This window comes from Helicobacter baculiformis, assembly GCF_900197685.1.
Classification (GTDB): domain Bacteria; phylum Campylobacterota; class Campylobacteria; order Campylobacterales; family Helicobacteraceae; genus Helicobacter; species Helicobacter baculiformis.
Window position 1 is genome coordinate 1 of record NZ_FZMF01000002.1, and the last position, 15,423, is coordinate 15,423.

Here is a 15,423-nt window from a genome sequence, read left to right on the forward strand (position 1 = left end):
TCATAGGGGGATTTGCTGTAGGGGTGGGGGGCTGCTAAAGGGCTTTTTGGGGGGGATGATCGCGCAGGCTAGGAGATAATAATACTGCTTGAGCCGATCTATCAAAGCGGAGTTTGGCATCTCCTCTAAAATGCCCGGAGAAAAACACACACTCTCTAAAGAGATAGAACGCATTAAATCCGGATTTTGCAAATCGGCTTTAAAACTTTGGGCATAGCCATAATTGGTTTCATGTACGCGCACCGCACTCACACTCAAAGGCGCTTCGCCATTATGAAACTCTGTGGCGCGCACTATCGCGTCTAAAAAGAGATGAAACATCAGGGCATACCCCTCCGCACTGGGGTTAAACCCTAATTTCACATGGCGCGTGCAGGTGGTGGCAATGAAGTCTTGAAATTCTGGGGATTCGCGATCCCAAAAGTGGTGGGCGTGATCAAAGGCATCAATGAAGCTAGCGATCTCGTTTTTAAACAAGCCAAAATCTAAGATCATCCCTGCATGATCGAGCTTGTGCGCCTCCACAAAAACCTCTAGGGTGTAATTATGCCCATGGATACTGCTCGCACAACGCTTGGAGGTGCAGTTGCGCACGATATGGCTAGCACAAAAATGAAAAGTTCGTCTAATTTGCATGATCTAACGCTTGTAACATGGCATGTAAACGGGGAGTTTTTCGTAATAGCGATAATGTTCTGAACGGGTAAAGTCGATACGCTGAATAGTGTTACTAATGAGATCTTCATAAAGCTTATTATATCCACAAGTCTCGCCCATCACACTCCCATCAATGTAGAGGACGCGCTTATTGCGCACATTGTCCCACCAGTCTAAAATAAAATGCGACCCTACAAGCATCTTACTATAGGCAGAAAACCCATTGATTGCATAATAATCTGTGGGCATTTTGGCGCAATAAAATTGCCCTCCATGCCAATAGCAATGATTGCTCTTAGCGCGATCGATTAAAGTGTAATTATAGGTGTAAATGGGTAATGCGGAAATGTTGCGTACTACATGGACATAAATAATATTCTTAGCTTGAGAAATGGGATAATCTTTCAATTTGAAGACATTGTAAAAGCCGAGTTGTTGTAACCGATAGACAATAAAAGACAGATAATAAGAACTGATCATATCTTCCTTATCATGCACTACTACAATCGGAGAATTAAAGTTAAAGGCATAATCCCCGCGCACTTCTGAGAAATACCCCATATTCAAGCGGTGGCAACCCGTGAGCACAAAAACAAAAGGTACGAACAAGACCAAAAAAGCACGGCGCATCCACACATTCATTTCCATATCCCCATTTTACTACAAAGTTTGGGCATTTATACCCATTCCTGTAGAATTTGCAAATCGGCGTAGCTGGTCATATTGAGAGTGATGGGTGTAATGGAGACATACCCGCGCGCAATGGCCTCAAAATCACTCAAAGCCCCCCCACGTTCTTCCCATTTTAAAGGGTTGAGTCCTAACCAGCAGTATTGCTTACCCTTGGGGTCTGTTTTGAGATGTACATTGTTTGTATAGAGACGCACACCCTTTTGGGTGATCTTAATCCCTTTAGGCGCGTTTTGAGGGATGTTTACATTTAAGAATTTGCGCGCTTTGGATGCAAAGGGAAAGCCGTGCTCGATACATTGTTGCACAAGGCGTAGGGCAATTTGAGTAGCCATGCTAAAATCGTGTTGGGCAAACTTGGCACGATCTTGAATACTTTGAGAAATGGCAATGGAAGGGATTTTATGCAAAGTCCCCTCAATAGCCCCGGCCACCGTGCCCGAATAAAGCACATCCTCACCCATGTTAGAGCCATGATTAATGCCAGAAATCATTAAATCAAAGGGCCTTTGACTCATGGAGACCGCTAAACACACACAATCGCTAGGTGTGCCATCATCAACTCGAAAATAGTCCTTGTCTATTTCTTCGATACGTAAGGGTACGCTGATTGTGATTCCATGCCCACAGGCAGAACGCTCATTTTTGGGTGCGACCACCATCACATCGGCGATACTGCTGAGCGCGTCCCTTAGGGCAAGCAACCCTCTAGCTTCGTAACCATCGTCATTGGTGAGCAAGATATGAGGTTTCATGCAAGTTCCTTCAGCAAAGTCTGCAAATAGAGCGCAAGAGTGGAGGGAAATGTTGCTAGTGTTTTTAACAAATTCACTTTAAGTTCTTGCAAATAGGTTTTAGCTTGAGGCAGACCTAGCAAATTGACATAGTTATTTTTAAAGGTATCTAGTTGGGTACTTTTTCCCGACTGGGCGGGGCTTTGGGTGCGATCAATAATATCATCGCGTACTTGGAAAAACAACCCCAATTGGATTCCAAAATCAAAGAGGGCTTGTGGCAAATTTGAAGGAGCGCGATCGCCCACCACCAGCGCACCCATCTTCAAACTCGCCGCGATAAGTTGCGCAGTTTTGAGAGTATGCAAGGTTTCTAATTCCTGACAATTAAGCGCTTTATGCTCAAAGTAACAATCTAACGCCTGTCCTAAGACCATGCCTCCTATCCCACCACACATAGCTAATAAAGCGATAAGTTGTACTTTCAAGGTGCTATCCAAGCACGCTTGGGTAATGCAATAGAAAGCATAGGTATTCAGTCCATCGCCTACTAGAGTGGCAGTAGTAACACCATAGGTTTTATGCAGAGTGGGATGTCCCCGGCGCAAAGATGCGTTATCCATACAAGGTAAGTCATCATGAATAAGCGAATAGGTGTGTAAAACTTCCAAAGCGAGGGCAACAGGAAAGCTTATGCGCACAGCTTCTATATCGTGCTCAAAGGCACAAAGTACTGCCAAAAATAATTTTGGTCTAAAACGCTTACCACCATTTTCCAACATTTCCCAAAAGGCTTTTTCAAAAAAAGGGTGGAAAGTCTCTATGGGAGGTTTAGCGCGGAACACATAGCTGTTAAATTCCTCACAAACTTGCGTATAAAAGTCTAGAGCATTCTCACAGACGCACATAAAATTCAAAGCCCTTTCTCATGATCAACATTTCAATTTGTCCCTGCATAAAAGCTTTACTCAACGCTTTTTGCAGGGCAACATGCACAGACTGCCCGCGTTTAATGATGGGTTTCCTATTAATCCACACCAATCGATCGCCCACATGAAGCTTGTTTAAAGGAGGAGTTAAGTGTGTGGCTTTGGTGATCACCAAATCATCGTTCACGGCAATACCAAAGCGTTCTAAAAAAGTATCGGGCAATAAAAACCCTCCATGTCTTTTGTCCACACGCACCACAAAGGTTTTTAGGGCATGACCCCTTTTAATAGTGACGCGTGCATGGCTTTGGTAAGCCAAATTGCTCACTATCCATTCAAATTCGTGGGCGTTACGGATAGACTGATTGTTGATACGCATGATCACATCATGTTCTAAAAAAGGATTGTGTTGAAAAAAAGGGTCCACACTCTGTACTACTAGTCCCGCACCCACACGCACGCCAATATCACCATAATAAGGACTTTTCTGCCTTAAAAAGCGTTTAAGATATTTGGTTTCTATAAATTCATGCGCACCCACTCCTACACCATAGATTTGATAACAAATATTGCTCACAACACCATTCAATCCCAAAGGAGCAGAGAAGCGCGCAAAGTGCAAAAAACCCTGTTGACGCTCCAAGATGGAACCGCTTTTAGCATGTGCGTTGATAGCAGCTAGAGGGCGTTTTCTAGCTTGTGCATCGATGTCTAGAAGGTGGTAGGCAAATTGGGTTTTAGGGGCTTGGATCAGATAAAAGCCAATAAAAGGATCATGTTTTAGGATTTTGACTCCTTTGGGTGGGGTTGTAGAGTGCATAAAAGAAACCTGTTTGCGATCCCAAAAGAGTGATACACTTGCACCATATGTAGCTAGATGGTGGTATTTGGCGCATCGGGAGAAATCATAGGCTTTTAAGGGCGTACAGCACAACACAACCGCCAACAAACGCCCAATCAAAACCAAAATAAAGCCTATTTATTAAAAGGATTCAAGCCGCCTAGCATGCCAAAAGCGGAGTTCTTGCGCCCTTCTTCTACATTTTTGTAGGCTTCATTGAGTGCGCTCATCAAATAGATTTGCAAGGCTTCCTTGTCTTCTAAAAGACTATCATCGATTTGAATATCCAAGAGTTCGCCCGCACCATTGATACAGACCTTAACTAGCCCTCCCCCGCTTTTGGCGCTGAATTGAGTGGCTTTTTGCTTAGCTTCCATGTCTTTGAATTGTTCTTGAAGTTGGGATAACAACCCGCCTAATTGTCCCAAATCTAACATGGTATTCCTTTCTCTAAGATCGCGTTGTTTTCCCCCAATAAGATCACATGGGGCTGATGGATGGGAATTTGCTCTAAACTCAGGTGCATGTAAGCTAAAATAATCACCTGATCTCCAATTTGCACCAAACGACTCGCTGCACCATTGACGCAAACTTCCCGTGCCTGTGTGCCCATAATAGCATAAGTGCTAAAACGCGCACCATTATTGATATTGACTACATCAACTTTCATCCATGGATGTAACTTAGCTGCTTGCATCAGATCCTTACCGATAGTGATGGAGCCTTGATAGTGCAAGTTTGCATCCGTAACCACTGCACGGTGGATCTTAGAATACAACACTTCTGCAGAAGGGAGCATTAATATTCCTTATGTATTTCTAATCTTTTTATGAGGCTTAATGTGAGCTGTTTGTTTACATAGAATCTTGATTTCTCGATTTTTGAGCACTACCCTAGCGCTACCGCCTTCCTTGAGTCCGCCAAAGAGAATCGCATCGCTAAGTTTGATCTTGATGTGATCGTGCACTAATTTTGCCATCACGCGCGCGCCCAAAGGATCTTTAAAACAGAGGTTAGCCAAATACGCACTCACACTTTTGTCAAAACTCAAAGTGATATTTCTAGGGGTTAGCAATTCTTCAAGCTTTTGACACTCTTTGTGCGCAATGCGCTCCAAATGTTCTAGATTCAAGGGCTCGAAAGTCAAGATTGCATCCAATCTAGAACGCAGTTCTGTGCTAAGTAGATCCTTAAGAGCTTGGTGGTATTTGTGTGTGTGATCATCCAAGAAGCCCACTCTTCCCAACGCTCCACTTCCTGCATTGGAGGTTAGGATGAGCACGGCATGTTTAAAATCGCTCTTTTTTCCACTATTGTCTGTCAAGGTAGCGTTATCAGTGATTTGCAAGAGAAGATCATAGACATTGGGGTGTGCCTTTTCAATTTCATCAAGCAAGAGCACACAGCGAGGATGTTTTCTAATGGCATTCACTAAGAGTCCACCCTGCTCAAAGCCCACATAGCCAGAAGGCGCGCCGATGAGCTTAGAAATGCTATGGGGTTCCTTGTATTCACTCATATCAAAGCGTTCCAAATGCAAGTGCATATGCTTGGCTAGGGCTTTGGCTAACTCTGTTTTACCCACCCCGCTAGGACCAACAAACAAAAAGCTTGCAATAGGTTTTTGCGCGCCAACCAACCCTGAGGCGTGGATCTTAATCGCCTCCACCAAGCGCTCAACCGCCTTATCCTGAGCAACCACTTCTTTTTTAAGTTGGGCTTCTAGCCCTTTAAGATGGTGTTGTTTTTCTAAACTGATATGGGACTTTGGAATGTCGATTTTAGAGGAGAGCACATTTTCAATATCATGGGTAGAGATGAGAGGGGGGTTTGCTCTAGGAGGGGTATAGATTTTTTTAAATGCCCCTGCCATATCCATTAAGTCGATCGCCTTGTCAGGCAAAAAATTCTCATGAAGATAGTGGACAGAGAGATCTACACATGCCCTGAGGGCTTCTTTGCTGTAGCGCACATGGTGGTGGCGCTCATAATGGCTGGAAAGATCGTCTAGAATAGCATAACAATCCTGTTTAGAGGGCTCTAAGATATCGATTTTGCTAAAGCGACGGCAGAAAGCTTTATCCTTTTCTAAAACAGAGCGGAACTCTTCAAAGGTGGTTGCTCCAATACAGCTTAAACTCCCATCAGCTAACATAGGTTTTAAAATGTTGGCTCCATCGAGCGCACCTGAGCTAGAAGCCCCTGCCCCTAAAACCGTGTGAATTTCGTCAATAAAAAGAATACTCCCCTTGTCTTTTTGTAGTTCTCTGAGGGTCTTTTTTAATCGCTTTTCAAACTCGCCTCGGTATTTGCTCCCAGCCACCATCGCGCTCAAATCCAGCGCGTAAATAGTGCGCTGGAGCAAGAAAGAGGGAACATCCTTTTGCACGATTTTAAGGGCTAAACCCTCTGCGATCGCGGTTTTACCCACGCCTGGCTCGCCCACCAACAAGGGATTATTCTTCTTACGCCGCCCCAAAATTTCGATCACCTTTTTAAGCTCCGCATCGCGGTGCGAAACGGGATCAATGGCATCTTTTCTTGCTAATTCGTTAAGATTTTTGGCAAACTTCTGTAAAGCAGACACCTTTTCTTTGGAAAAAGAAAGGGGGGGATGTTCCAAAATTTTAAGGCTGTCCACCTGAAAGGAATGTAACACTCGCGCGCTATAACACTTATTTTCTTGCAACATAATGAAAAGAAAATCTTGCACATCTATGATCTTGTAGTGCGTGTCTTGGATGTAGTCTTCTAGTGCGTGAAATAAGTCCAATAAATCTTGATCATGCTTGGGGCGCTTGCGTTCCTCAGGACTAGTATAAATAGGCACATTCTCGACAAGATAACTTTGGATCATCTGTTTAGCATCTAAAATATCCACATCCAATTGTCGCAAAAAACCCTGCACTTCTTTGTCATTAAGCATGACTAGAAAAACATGTTCAATGGTGGTGAACCGATGGGACAATTTAGTTGCTAATGCGATGGAAGAGTTAAGAATACGATGTAAACGGATAGTGATAGAGGGCATTAGCTACCTTTGGGGCTCATTTGGCGACCAACACAGGGATAGGGGAATTATCAATGAAACTATTTTGATGTGAGCCAAAGATTTTATAAAACGCTGAAGATTCGCTTGCTCCAATTACTAAGAGGTCAAAATTGGGCGCCATTTCTAAAATTACATCCACCGGGTTGCCTACTTTGAGTAACCCTTCACACGCGATACCCTCTTGCATAAGCAACTCACTAAACTCCTCTAAAAGCTGATTGGATTGTTCATGGGCAATCACTTCAGCTTGACTATAGTTCATAATCCCACTCTCAGGATAAATCAGCACTTCGGGGCTTACATGCACTAGAGTAAAATGCACATCTTTAAGCTTGATAAAAAGCTTCAGGGTTGCGTCCAGCCCGCTTCTACATTCCTGCGTGTCGCTAATCCCAAAAAGCACCCTTAACATGCGTTACCTTTGCGAAGATCTTAAAGCCATTATAAGAGAAATAAGCTTAAGCTACTGCCTAAATATACGCAAAGGATTCCTATGTATGCCCCGATTTTCGTAAGTGCGACCAATACTGACGTGGGCAAAACCACCCTTTCTTTAGAGATTGCTAAGCTATGCAAAGCGCGTGGGATCAAGACTTTGCTAGCCAAACCTATCGAAACAGGAATCAATGCCGAAGGACCAAGCGATGCAGAATTATTTTTACAAGAGAACTTAGATATAGAGCCTCACTTAAATTTGGAGGATATTAGTTTTTACCGCTATGTTTTGGGAGCGAGCCCTTTTGTGGCAGCGCGTTTTGAGCCCCATATTACTTTAGATTTTAAAGAGATCAAGAAAAAGTTAGATGCTCTACAAGAACGATGTGATTTGCTTATTATAGAGGGGGTGGGGGGGTTGCTAGTCCCTTTGGATGCCAAGAATAAAATCGTCGATCTTTGCATGTTTCTTAAAACAAGACTCTTAATGGTAAGTTCAGATCGTTTGGGCATGCTCAACAACTTACTCTTAAATCAAGAATACCTCAGTGGGCACAAGATTTCTCATCAAATACTCATTAATATGCGCGATAAACGCACTTATTACCAAATTTGTAAACCCTATATCGATCACCTCAACACTACCCTAAAAACCCCTATTTTAGAATTTCCTGAACAGAGTGGGCGTCTTTTAGACGCGATATTAGTGCCTTGTTGAGAATGTAATGCTATAATGGAGCTCCAATCTAACTTGAAGGAGATGCCATGTTTACTTTACGCCAGTTGCCCTACAGCAAGGATAGCATGGGAGATTTCTTAAGCCCTACTGCTTTTGATTTTCACCATGGTAAGCACCACCAAACTTATGTGAACAATCTGAACAATTTGATCCAAGATAGTGAATTTAAAGACAGCTGTCTGTTCAGCATTTTAACCAAGTCAAGTGGCGGAGTTTTCAACAATGCTGCTCAGATTTACAACCACGATTTTTATTGGGATTGCTTGAGTCCTAAAGAAACCCCTATGAGCGAAGAGCTTAAAACAGCTTTAATTGCCGATTATGGCTCGCTAGAAGGCTTTAAAGAAGCCTTTATCAAAAGCGCAACCACTCTCTTTGGATCGGGCTGGAATTGGGCGGTTTATAACCCAAAAACACAAAAAATAGAGATTGTACAGACTAGCAATGCCAACACTCCCGTTACAGACCATAAAATTCCGCTTTTGGTTGTTGATGTATGGGAACATGCTTATTATATTGATCATAAAAACGCCCGCCCCGTGTATTTGGAGAAGTTCTATGCCCATGTAAATTGGGAGTTCGTCTCCAAATGCTATGAATGGGCTAAAAAAGAAGGTTTGGGCTCTGTGGATCACTACATTAACGAACTCGTACACAAGAAGGCTTAATGGCAGATACCCTAACTATCGGCACGAAGGTCTTTAACTCACGACTCATTGTGGGGAGTGGGAAATATAAGGACTTTGCCGTTACCAAGCAGGCTACATTAGCTAGTGGGGCAGAGATGATCACCGTGGCAGTAAGAAGGGTCAATATCACTAACCCCCAGGAGGAAAATCTCTTGGATGTTTTTAAAGACACATCTGTTAGCTTTTTGCCCAATTCCGCAGGGTGTCGCACCGCACAGGAGGCGATCGCACTCTTCAGATTAGTCAAAGAAGCTACAGGGATTACTTTCATTAAGTTGGAGATTATCGGCGATGATAAGACTCTTTACCCCGATGTATTGGAAACTCTGCATGCCTGTGAAATCTTAGCTAAAGAGGGTTTTTGTGTGCTCGCTTACAGCAATGACGACCCGATTATGGCTAAAAAGCTAGAAGACGCGGGCGCAAGCGCGGTGATGCCCTTAGCCTCCCCCATAGGTAGCGGGCTAGGGATTCAAAACCGCTATAACATTGGTTTTATTAAAGAAGCTGTAAAAGTGCCCGTGATTGTGGATGCGGGCGTGGGCTGTGCCTCCGATGCGAGCATGGCTATGGAGCTTGGGGCTGATGGGGTGCTCACCAACTCTGCCATCGCTTTAGCTAAAGACCCCGTGCTCATGGCTGAGAGCATGAAATTTGCCGTGCTAGCCGGGCGCAAGAGTTATTTAGCCGGGCGTATCCCTAAAAAAGCTTACGCGAGTCCTAGCTCGCCCGTCTTTGGGCTAGCGCAGTTGTGAAGGACACCCTTTTTAGCACCGCTTTACCCAAACGCTTTGAGTTTGACAGCCAAGTGGCGGGCATGTTTGATGACATGCTCACCCGTTCTATCCCCTACTACCAAGAAACTCTAAAGCTTGCTAGCCACTTTGTCGCCCAAGACTTAGAGGGCGTGGTTTATGATCTAGGCTGTTCTACGGGCAATTTTTTAGCCACCCTAGCCCCCCTCTTGCCCCCCGATGCGCTTTTAGTGGGTGTGGATAACGCCCCAAGCATGCTAGAAAAGGCGCAAGAAAAATTGCAAACTGCTAAGATAACTTGGCGTTGCGAAGATCTCTTAAACACCTCTTTAGACAATGCCGGGGCCGTTGTCTTGCTCTACACTTTGCAATTCATTAGACCCTTGCAACGCCAAGCCTTGATCGAGCGCATTTTTGCCGCCCTAAAGCCCGGGGGCGTGGTGGTGGTAGCCGAGAAAATGATGAGCTTGGATCGCATTTTAGATAAACAAATGGTGGAGCTTTACTATCTTTACAAGCAAGCGCAGGGATACACCCTAAGCGAAATCACCTTTAAAAGAGAAGCCCTAGAAAATGTGCTTGTGCCCTATAGTTTGCAAGAAAACACCGCCCTTTTGGAGCAAGCGGGCTTTAAGCATGTAGAGGTACTCTTTAAGTGGGTGAATTTTGGGCTCTTAATCGCGCGCAAGGTTTAGATTGATCCTAAAAAGCAGAGAGATGACACGCACCGCTAAAAACATCCTTAAGATAGCCCTCATCAGTCTGTGTTGTGTAGCAAGTCTTTTTGCCCATGACAACCAAACAAAAGCCCAGCAAATTAAAAAATACCTCTCTATGGCTCATAAGGCTTATCATCGCAAAAATTACAACAAGGCTTTCACATACTTTCAAAAAGCAGCAGATATGGGGAGTGTTAAGGGTTATATCGGTTTGGGGGATCTGTATAGCGACTATGATAGTGGTTTTAGTGATTATGCGCAAGCCTTGTTCTATTACAAAAAAGCAGCGGATTTAGGGAGTGCAGAGGCTTATTTTTGCCTAGGCTATCTGTATGAGGTGGGTGGCGATTGCGATAGATTCGAATGCGCTGTGAAGCCAGATAATAAAAAAGCCCTGCAATACTTCAAAAAAGCAGGCGACATGGGATATGTAGCAGGCTATCTCGATGTAGGATTGATGTATGAGGGTGATGAAGGCATCCCCAAAGATTACGCCAAAGCCAAAGAATATTACCAAAAGGCAGCAGACATGGGGGAGCCTGCAGCTTACAGTAATTTGGGAATTATGTATGCACATGGTAAAGGTGTCAAGCCCGACAAAGAAAAAGCGCGCCAATACTACCAAAAGGCTTGCAATATGGGTTTTGACACTTCTTGTTGGCTCCTAAAGGAGCTAAAGCACAAGAACTAAAGGAGTGCAAGGTGCTAGGGTTGCAAGGTTTCTAGTAGATTTAAACCAAAGCCCCTTAAAGCCGTGTATTCTGGGTTGTCTTGCGTGGTGATGAGCTTAAAATCTTGAATACCCAAACTCTTTAAAATCAACGCCCCCACCCCAAAGCTCTTCATAGTGTCTGTCTTGGCTTGTGGATCAATAAAAACTAAGTAACCTCCTTGGGCATGCAATTTCTGCAAGGCTTTTAGGAGAAAACTATACTGTTCAGGCTGACTTAACAATGCATGATCGCTTTGCACAATGTGGAAGCGCACTAAAGGCACGGCAGGATTGCCAAATTGATAAACATGGTGCTCGCGTTGGAGGTGATCTAAGAGTTTAATATAGGTGCAATGGTAATCCATAAAACACGCGGGCGCGCTATACACCAAATGCACGAGATTTTCAGTTTGGAGGCGATAACTCACTAAATCCGACACATACAAAATTTTAAGCTGATGTTCTTGGGCGAAGTCTAGCAAGAACTTATCTCCCCGTTGTGCCATCGAACCATCTTCTTTCATGATCTCACAGATCACACTCACCGGTTTTAGCCCGGCTAATTTGCATAAGTCCACGCTCGCCTCTGTATGCCCTGTGCGCACCAATACCCCCTCATCTTTAGCCACAAGGGGGAAGATGTGCCCGGGACGCACAAAATCTTGTGCGTGAGTATTTTCACGACAGAGCAACTCAATGGTCAAAGATCGCTCATAGGCAGAAATACCGGTTTTAGCTTGGCGCGCATCTATAGAGACCGTGAACGCTGTTTCGTGCTTAGAATCGTTGTAAGGCACCATGGGCTGTAAATCGAATCGATGGGCGAGCTCTTTAGTAAGGGAAACGCAGATTAACCCGCGCGCGTGTTTAGCCATGAAATTAATCTTATCTGGATTGCTAAATTCGCCTGCCATGACTAAATCCCCCTCATTTTCGCGATCTTCATCATCCATCAAGATAATGAGATGTCCCTGTTGAATGGCTGTAACGGCTTCTTGCACTCTCTCTAAAACGCCTTGCATGATATCCCTTCTGAATTGATCGCGCCATTGTAGCACAAAATGAAAACAACACTCAGAGTTTAAAAAAACCATGTTAGAATACGCGCTTTTAGAATACGCATTCCACAAAGGGTTAGCATGGAAAAAGTCATTGGTGTGATGGGTGCAATGCCCGAAGAAATCGCTCCTTTCTTGGCACTTTTTGGCGCACACACACAAGAGAAGGTAGGGGGCAATGTGTTTTATTCGATCTCCTTTAAGGGTATGCGTATCGTGTTAGCCTATAGCAGGATCGGCAAGGTGCATGCTGCTACCACGGCTAGTACGATGTTGTTGCGTTATGGCGTACAAGCTTTGATTTTTAGTGGGGTGGCTGGTGGTCTTGCCCCTCATTTGCAAATCAATGATCTTTTATTAGCGACCAAACTTTGCCAAGCCGATGTGAATCTATGTGCCTTTGGACATCCTATAGGTTTTATCCCTGAGAGTGCGCTATTTGTGCAAAGTGATACCAAATTAAACGCCCTAGCCCAGAACGTGGCACAGGATTTAGGCATAGAACTTAAAAGCGGGGTGGTCGCCACCTGCGATCAATTTGTGAGTTCTAAAGAGCGCAAGGCAGAATTAGTGCGCGATTTTGGGGCGGATGTGGTGGAAATGGAGGGGGCCAGCGTGGGCTTTGTGTGCACGAATTTTGGCGTACCTTTCTGTATATTACGTAGTGTAAGTGATAATGCTAACGGAGAAGCTCCGCAGGATTTTGATCGTTTTTTAGCCCAAAGTGCCAAAACTAGCGCACGCTTTGTCTTCAACATGTTAGAAAAGATGGCTAGTTCTTGACAAATAGGTAAAAAAGTGTTATGATAGGAGTTTGTGTTAGTGCTGGCTTAGCTCAATTGGTAGAGCAGCTGCCTTGTAAGCAGCAGGTTGGGGGTTCAAGTCCCTTAGCCAGCTCCAGTAGGTGAGATACTCAAGTGGCCAACGAGGGCAGACTGTAAATCTGCTGGCTTTCGCCTTCCGTGGTTCGAATCCACGTCTCACCACCAGCGCGGGAATAGCTCAGTTGGCTAGAGCATCAGCCTTCCAAGCTGAGGGTCGCGGGTTCGAGTCCCGTTTCCCGCTCCATGGATGCCCATATAGCTCAGGGGCAGAGCACTTCCTTGGTAAGGAAGAGGTCGGCGGTTCAATTCCGCTTATGGGCTCCAGTGTAGCTATCCCTAAATAGGCTTTAAATTTTAAATACAGGAGCACAAATGGCAAAAGCAAAGTTTGAGAGAAACAAACCCCATGTCAATGTGGGCACCATCGGGCATGTGGACCATGGTAAAACCACTTTGAGCGCAGCGATTTCTGCCGTGCTATCCCTAAAAGGTTTAGCCGAGCTCAAAGACTATGACAATATTGACAACGCCCCAGAAGAAAAAGAAAGGGGCATTACCATCGCCACTTCTCACATCGAATATTCTACGGAAAACCGTCACTATGCGCATGTAGACTGCCCCGGACACGCCGACTATGTCAAGAACATGATCACCGGTGCTGCCCAAATGGATGGTGCGATTTTAGTCGTCTCAGCTGCTGATGGTCCTATGCCTCAAACCCGTGAGCATATTCTTTTAGCGCGTCAAGTGGGTGTACCCCATATCGTAGTGTTTTTAAACAAACAGGACATGGTGGACGATCAAGAGCTCTTGGACCTCGTAGAAATGGAAGTACGCGAACTTTTGAGTGCTTATGATTTCCCCGGTGATGACACTCCTATTATTGCTGGCTCGGCTCTCAAAGCTTTAGAAGAAGCTAAAACTGGTAACATCGGCGAATGGGGTCAAAAAGTGCTCGATTTGATGGCGCAAGTAGATGGTTATGTGCCCACCCCTGAGCGCGACACTGAAAAAGCCTTCTTGATGCCTGTAGAAGATGTCTTCTCGATTGCAGGTCGTGGCACTGTTGTAACTGGTAGGATTGAACGCGGCGTAGTCAAAATCGGTGATGAAGTGGAAATTGTGGGCATTAAAGACACCCAAAAAACCACTGTGACCGGTGTAGAAATGTTTCGTAAAGAGCTTGATAAAGGCGAAGCCGGGGATAATGTGGGTGTGTTGCTCAGAGGCACAAAAAAAGAAGAAGTCTTTAGGGGTATGGTGCTTTGCAAACCTGGTTCCATCACGCCTCATAAGAAGTTTGAAGGTGAGGTGTATGTGCTCTCTAAAGAAGAGGGTGGACGACACACACCCTTTTTCAATGGCTATCGTCCCCAATTCTATGTGCGCACTACTGATGTAACTGGTTCTATCACTTTGCCTGAAGGTACAGAGATGATCATGCCTGGAGATAACACGAAAATTGTGGTCGAGCTTATCAGTTCTATCGCGCTAGAAGTGGGTACGAAATTTGCTATCCGTGAAGGCGGTAAAACCGTGGGCGCGGGTGTGGTGACGAAAATCCTTGAATAGGGATTAGTATGAAAATCAAGGTTGGTTTGAAATGCGCGGATTGTGCGGAGATCAATTACAGCACAACCAAGAATGCCAAGACGAATACGGAGAAGCTGGAGCTCAAAAAGTTTTGCCCTAGGGATAATAAGCGCACCACGCATAAAGAGGTTAAACTTAAAAGCTAGGGGCGCTTGAGGGGGATACAGGTCAGTAGCTCCAATGGTAGAGCGCCGGTCTCCAAAACCGATTGTTGGGGGTTCGAGTCCCTCCTGGCCTGCCATGGTGGCAAAAGAAAGTTGGTAGAATGAAAAAGTGGTTATCCCATTACAGATTGACAAAAGAAGAGCTATCAAAGGTGATCTTTCCGCTCAGAGAGCAAATCCGCAACGCCCTCGTTTCTGTGGTGATTGTGGTGAGTATCATTACCTTGTTTTTGGCTTTGATCGATTTTGTTTTGTCATCGTTTGTTGCTAGCATTCTTTAGGGGGTTTTTGTGGGCATGGAGTGGTATGCAATCCAAACTTACTCAGGAAGCGAGCAGGCAGTTAAAAAAGCCATTGAGAACATGGTTAGAGAGAATAATATTGAGGATCGGGTGCAGGAAGTGATTGTGCCTACCGAAGATGTGATTGAGCTCTCTAAAAAGAGTAAGAATAAAGTTACCGAGCGCAGTTTGTATCCGGGTTATGTCTTTATTAAGGTGGATTTGGACACGGTTCTATGGCATAAGATTCAATCTTTGCCACGAGTGAGCCGTTTTATTGGAGAAAGCAAAAAGCCTACCCCTTTAAGTGATGCAGATATTGGCAATATCTTAGAAAAGATGACTAACCGGGCTGCGCCTAAGCCCAAAATCTACTATGAACGCGGAGAAGTTGTGCGTATTATCGAGGGTCCTTTTGCTAATTTTACTGCCACTGTGGAAGAATATGATGTGCAACACCGCAAGCTTAAGCTTAATGTTTCTATTTTTGGGCGCAACACCTTGATCGAGATTCTTTATTCTCAAGTTGAAAAAATCATTTAAGGAGAGTG

The 15,423-nt window shown here is 44.6% G+C and carries 20 protein-coding genes and 5 tRNA genes; 15 read left to right on the forward strand and 10 right to left on the reverse strand.

All coding sequences use genetic code 11. The features are described 5' to 3' along the window. From C6G87_RS00135 to C6G87_RS00175, 9 genes are read right to left on the reverse strand one after another with little or no spacing between them, the layout of a single operon-like run. Entirely contained in the window at positions 1 to 636 is a 636-nt protein-coding gene (locus tag C6G87_RS00135) for a 6-pyruvoyl trahydropterin synthase family protein (RefSeq protein ID WP_104751535.1), read from the reverse strand. A gap of 3 nt (positions 637 to 639) precedes the next feature. Beyond that, positions 640 to 1,299 (reverse strand): hypothetical protein, encoded by a 660-nt coding sequence (locus C6G87_RS00140; RefSeq protein ID WP_104751536.1) that lies wholly within the window; start codon positions 1,297 to 1,299, stop codon positions 640 to 642. A 35-nt stretch (positions 1,300 to 1,334) separates the two neighbouring features. After that, positions 1,335 to 2,102 carry a 5'/3'-nucleotidase SurE gene (gene surE / locus C6G87_RS00145; RefSeq protein ID WP_104751537.1) on the reverse strand — a complete coding sequence of 256 codons (768 nt, stop codon included), beginning with the start codon at positions 2,100 to 2,102 and terminating at the stop codon, positions 1,335 to 1,337. Next, positions 2,099 to 2,989, reverse strand: coding sequence for a polyprenyl synthetase family protein (locus C6G87_RS00150; protein ID WP_104751538.1), 891 nt, complete (start codon positions 2,987 to 2,989; stop codon positions 2,099 to 2,101). Before C6G87_RS00150 ends, surE begins: the two co-directional genes overlap by 4 nt. Further along, positions 2,976 to 3,977 (reverse strand): DUF7488 domain-containing protein, encoded by a 1,002-nt coding sequence (locus tag C6G87_RS00155; RefSeq protein ID WP_233708922.1) that lies wholly within the window; start codon positions 3,975 to 3,977, stop codon positions 2,976 to 2,978. The genes C6G87_RS00150 and C6G87_RS00155 overlap by 14 nt, the downstream gene beginning before the upstream one ends. 8 nt (positions 3,978 to 3,985) lie before the next feature. Then, positions 3,986 to 4,288 carry a YbaB/EbfC family nucleoid-associated protein gene (locus C6G87_RS00160; RefSeq protein ID WP_104751539.1) on the reverse strand — a complete coding sequence of 101 codons (303 nt, stop codon included), beginning with the start codon at positions 4,286 to 4,288 and terminating at the stop codon, positions 3,986 to 3,988. Next, positions 4,282 to 4,650: an aspartate 1-decarboxylase gene (panD, locus tag C6G87_RS00165; RefSeq protein WP_104751540.1), complete on the reverse strand. Its 369-nt coding sequence runs from the start codon at positions 4,648 to 4,650 to the stop codon at positions 4,282 to 4,284. Before panD ends, C6G87_RS00160 begins: the two co-directional genes overlap by 7 nt. 9 nt (positions 4,651 to 4,659) lie before the next feature. Further along, positions 4,660 to 6,882 carry an AAA family ATPase gene (locus C6G87_RS00170; protein ID WP_104751541.1) on the reverse strand — a complete coding sequence of 741 codons (2,223 nt, stop codon included), beginning with the start codon at positions 6,880 to 6,882 and terminating at the stop codon, positions 4,660 to 4,662. A gap of 16 nt (positions 6,883 to 6,898) precedes the next feature. After that, complete coding sequence (locus tag C6G87_RS00175; RefSeq protein ID WP_104751542.1) at positions 6,899 to 7,315, reverse strand: universal stress protein; 417 nt, start codon at positions 7,313 to 7,315, stop codon at positions 6,899 to 6,901. A gap of 81 nt (positions 7,316 to 7,396) precedes the next feature. On the opposite strand from C6G87_RS00175, the gene bioD reads away from it, so the two are divergent. From bioD to C6G87_RS00200, 5 genes are read left to right on the forward strand one after another with little or no spacing between them, the layout of a single operon-like run. Beyond that, positions 7,397 to 8,056: a dethiobiotin synthase gene (gene bioD / locus C6G87_RS00180; RefSeq protein ID WP_104751543.1), complete on the forward strand. Its 660-nt coding sequence runs from the start codon at positions 7,397 to 7,399 to the stop codon at positions 8,054 to 8,056. 47 nt (positions 8,057 to 8,103) lie between these two features. Continuing rightward, entirely contained in the window at positions 8,104 to 8,745 is a 642-nt protein-coding gene (sodB, locus tag C6G87_RS00185; RefSeq protein WP_104751544.1) for a superoxide dismutase [Fe], read from the forward strand. Then, entirely contained in the window at positions 8,745 to 9,521 is a 777-nt protein-coding gene (locus tag C6G87_RS00190) for a thiazole synthase (RefSeq protein WP_104751545.1), read from the forward strand. Before sodB ends, C6G87_RS00190 begins: the two co-directional genes overlap by 1 nt. After that, positions 9,518 to 10,216, forward strand: a complete 699-nt coding sequence (gene cmoA / locus C6G87_RS00195) for a carboxy-S-adenosyl-L-methionine synthase CmoA (RefSeq protein ID WP_104751546.1) — start codon at positions 9,518 to 9,520, stop codon at positions 10,214 to 10,216. The genes C6G87_RS00190 and cmoA overlap by 4 nt, the downstream gene beginning before the upstream one ends. A 22-nt stretch (positions 10,217 to 10,238) precedes the next feature. Next, positions 10,239 to 10,931, forward strand: a complete 693-nt coding sequence (locus C6G87_RS00200) for a tetratricopeptide repeat protein (RefSeq protein WP_104751547.1) — start codon at positions 10,239 to 10,241, stop codon at positions 10,929 to 10,931. 14 nt (positions 10,932 to 10,945) lie between these two features. Here the strand turns inward: C6G87_RS00200 and C6G87_RS00205 are convergent, their stop codons facing one another. Then, positions 10,946 to 11,974 (reverse strand): bifunctional 3,4-dihydroxy-2-butanone 4-phosphate synthase/GTP cyclohydrolase II, encoded by a 1,029-nt coding sequence (locus tag C6G87_RS00205; protein WP_104751548.1) that lies wholly within the window; start codon positions 11,972 to 11,974, stop codon positions 10,946 to 10,948. A 117-nt stretch (positions 11,975 to 12,091) separates the two neighbouring features. Here C6G87_RS00205 and C6G87_RS00210 point away from each other — a divergent pair, with 117 nt between their 5' ends. The 10 genes from C6G87_RS00210 to nusG all read left to right on the forward strand — a co-directional run bounded on the left by C6G87_RS00210 (position 12,092) and on the right by nusG (position 15,415). Further along, the gene (locus tag C6G87_RS00210; RefSeq protein WP_104751549.1) at positions 12,092 to 12,793 is read left to right on the forward strand and encodes a 5'-methylthioadenosine/adenosylhomocysteine nucleosidase; all 702 of its coding nucleotides are present in this window, start codon (positions 12,092 to 12,094) and stop codon (positions 12,791 to 12,793) included. A gap of 41 nt (positions 12,794 to 12,834) precedes the next feature. Further along, positions 12,835 to 12,910: transfer RNA gene (locus tag C6G87_RS00215), tRNA-Thr, on the forward strand. A gap of 3 nt (positions 12,911 to 12,913) precedes the next feature. After that, positions 12,914 to 12,999, forward strand: a tRNA-Tyr gene (locus C6G87_RS00220). 2 nt (positions 13,000 to 13,001) lie between these two features. Further along, positions 13,002 to 13,078 (forward strand) — tRNA-Gly (locus C6G87_RS00225). 5 nt (positions 13,079 to 13,083) lie between these two features. Continuing rightward, a tRNA-Thr gene (locus C6G87_RS00230) sits at positions 13,084 to 13,158 on the forward strand. Between the two features lie 48 nt (positions 13,159 to 13,206). Continuing rightward, positions 13,207 to 14,406 (forward strand): elongation factor Tu, encoded by a 1,200-nt coding sequence (tuf, locus tag C6G87_RS00235; protein ID WP_104751550.1) that lies wholly within the window; start codon positions 13,207 to 13,209, stop codon positions 14,404 to 14,406. Between the two features lie 8 nt (positions 14,407 to 14,414). Beyond that, positions 14,415 to 14,573 (forward strand): 50S ribosomal protein L33, encoded by a 159-nt coding sequence (rpmG, locus tag C6G87_RS00240; RefSeq protein WP_104751551.1) that lies wholly within the window; start codon positions 14,415 to 14,417, stop codon positions 14,571 to 14,573. 19 nt (positions 14,574 to 14,592) lie between these two features. Next, positions 14,593 to 14,668: transfer RNA gene (locus C6G87_RS00245), tRNA-Trp, on the forward strand. A 24-nt stretch (positions 14,669 to 14,692) separates the two neighbouring features. Continuing rightward, positions 14,693 to 14,872, forward strand: a complete 180-nt coding sequence (gene secE / locus C6G87_RS00250; protein ID WP_104751552.1) for a preprotein translocase subunit SecE — start codon at positions 14,693 to 14,695, stop codon at positions 14,870 to 14,872. Positions 14,873 to 14,887: 15 nt separating this feature from the next. After that, positions 14,888 to 15,415: a transcription termination/antitermination protein NusG gene (gene nusG, locus C6G87_RS00255; protein WP_104751656.1), complete on the forward strand. Its 528-nt coding sequence runs from the start codon at positions 14,888 to 14,890 to the stop codon at positions 15,413 to 15,415. Positions 15,416 to 15,423 lie beyond the last annotated feature (8 nt).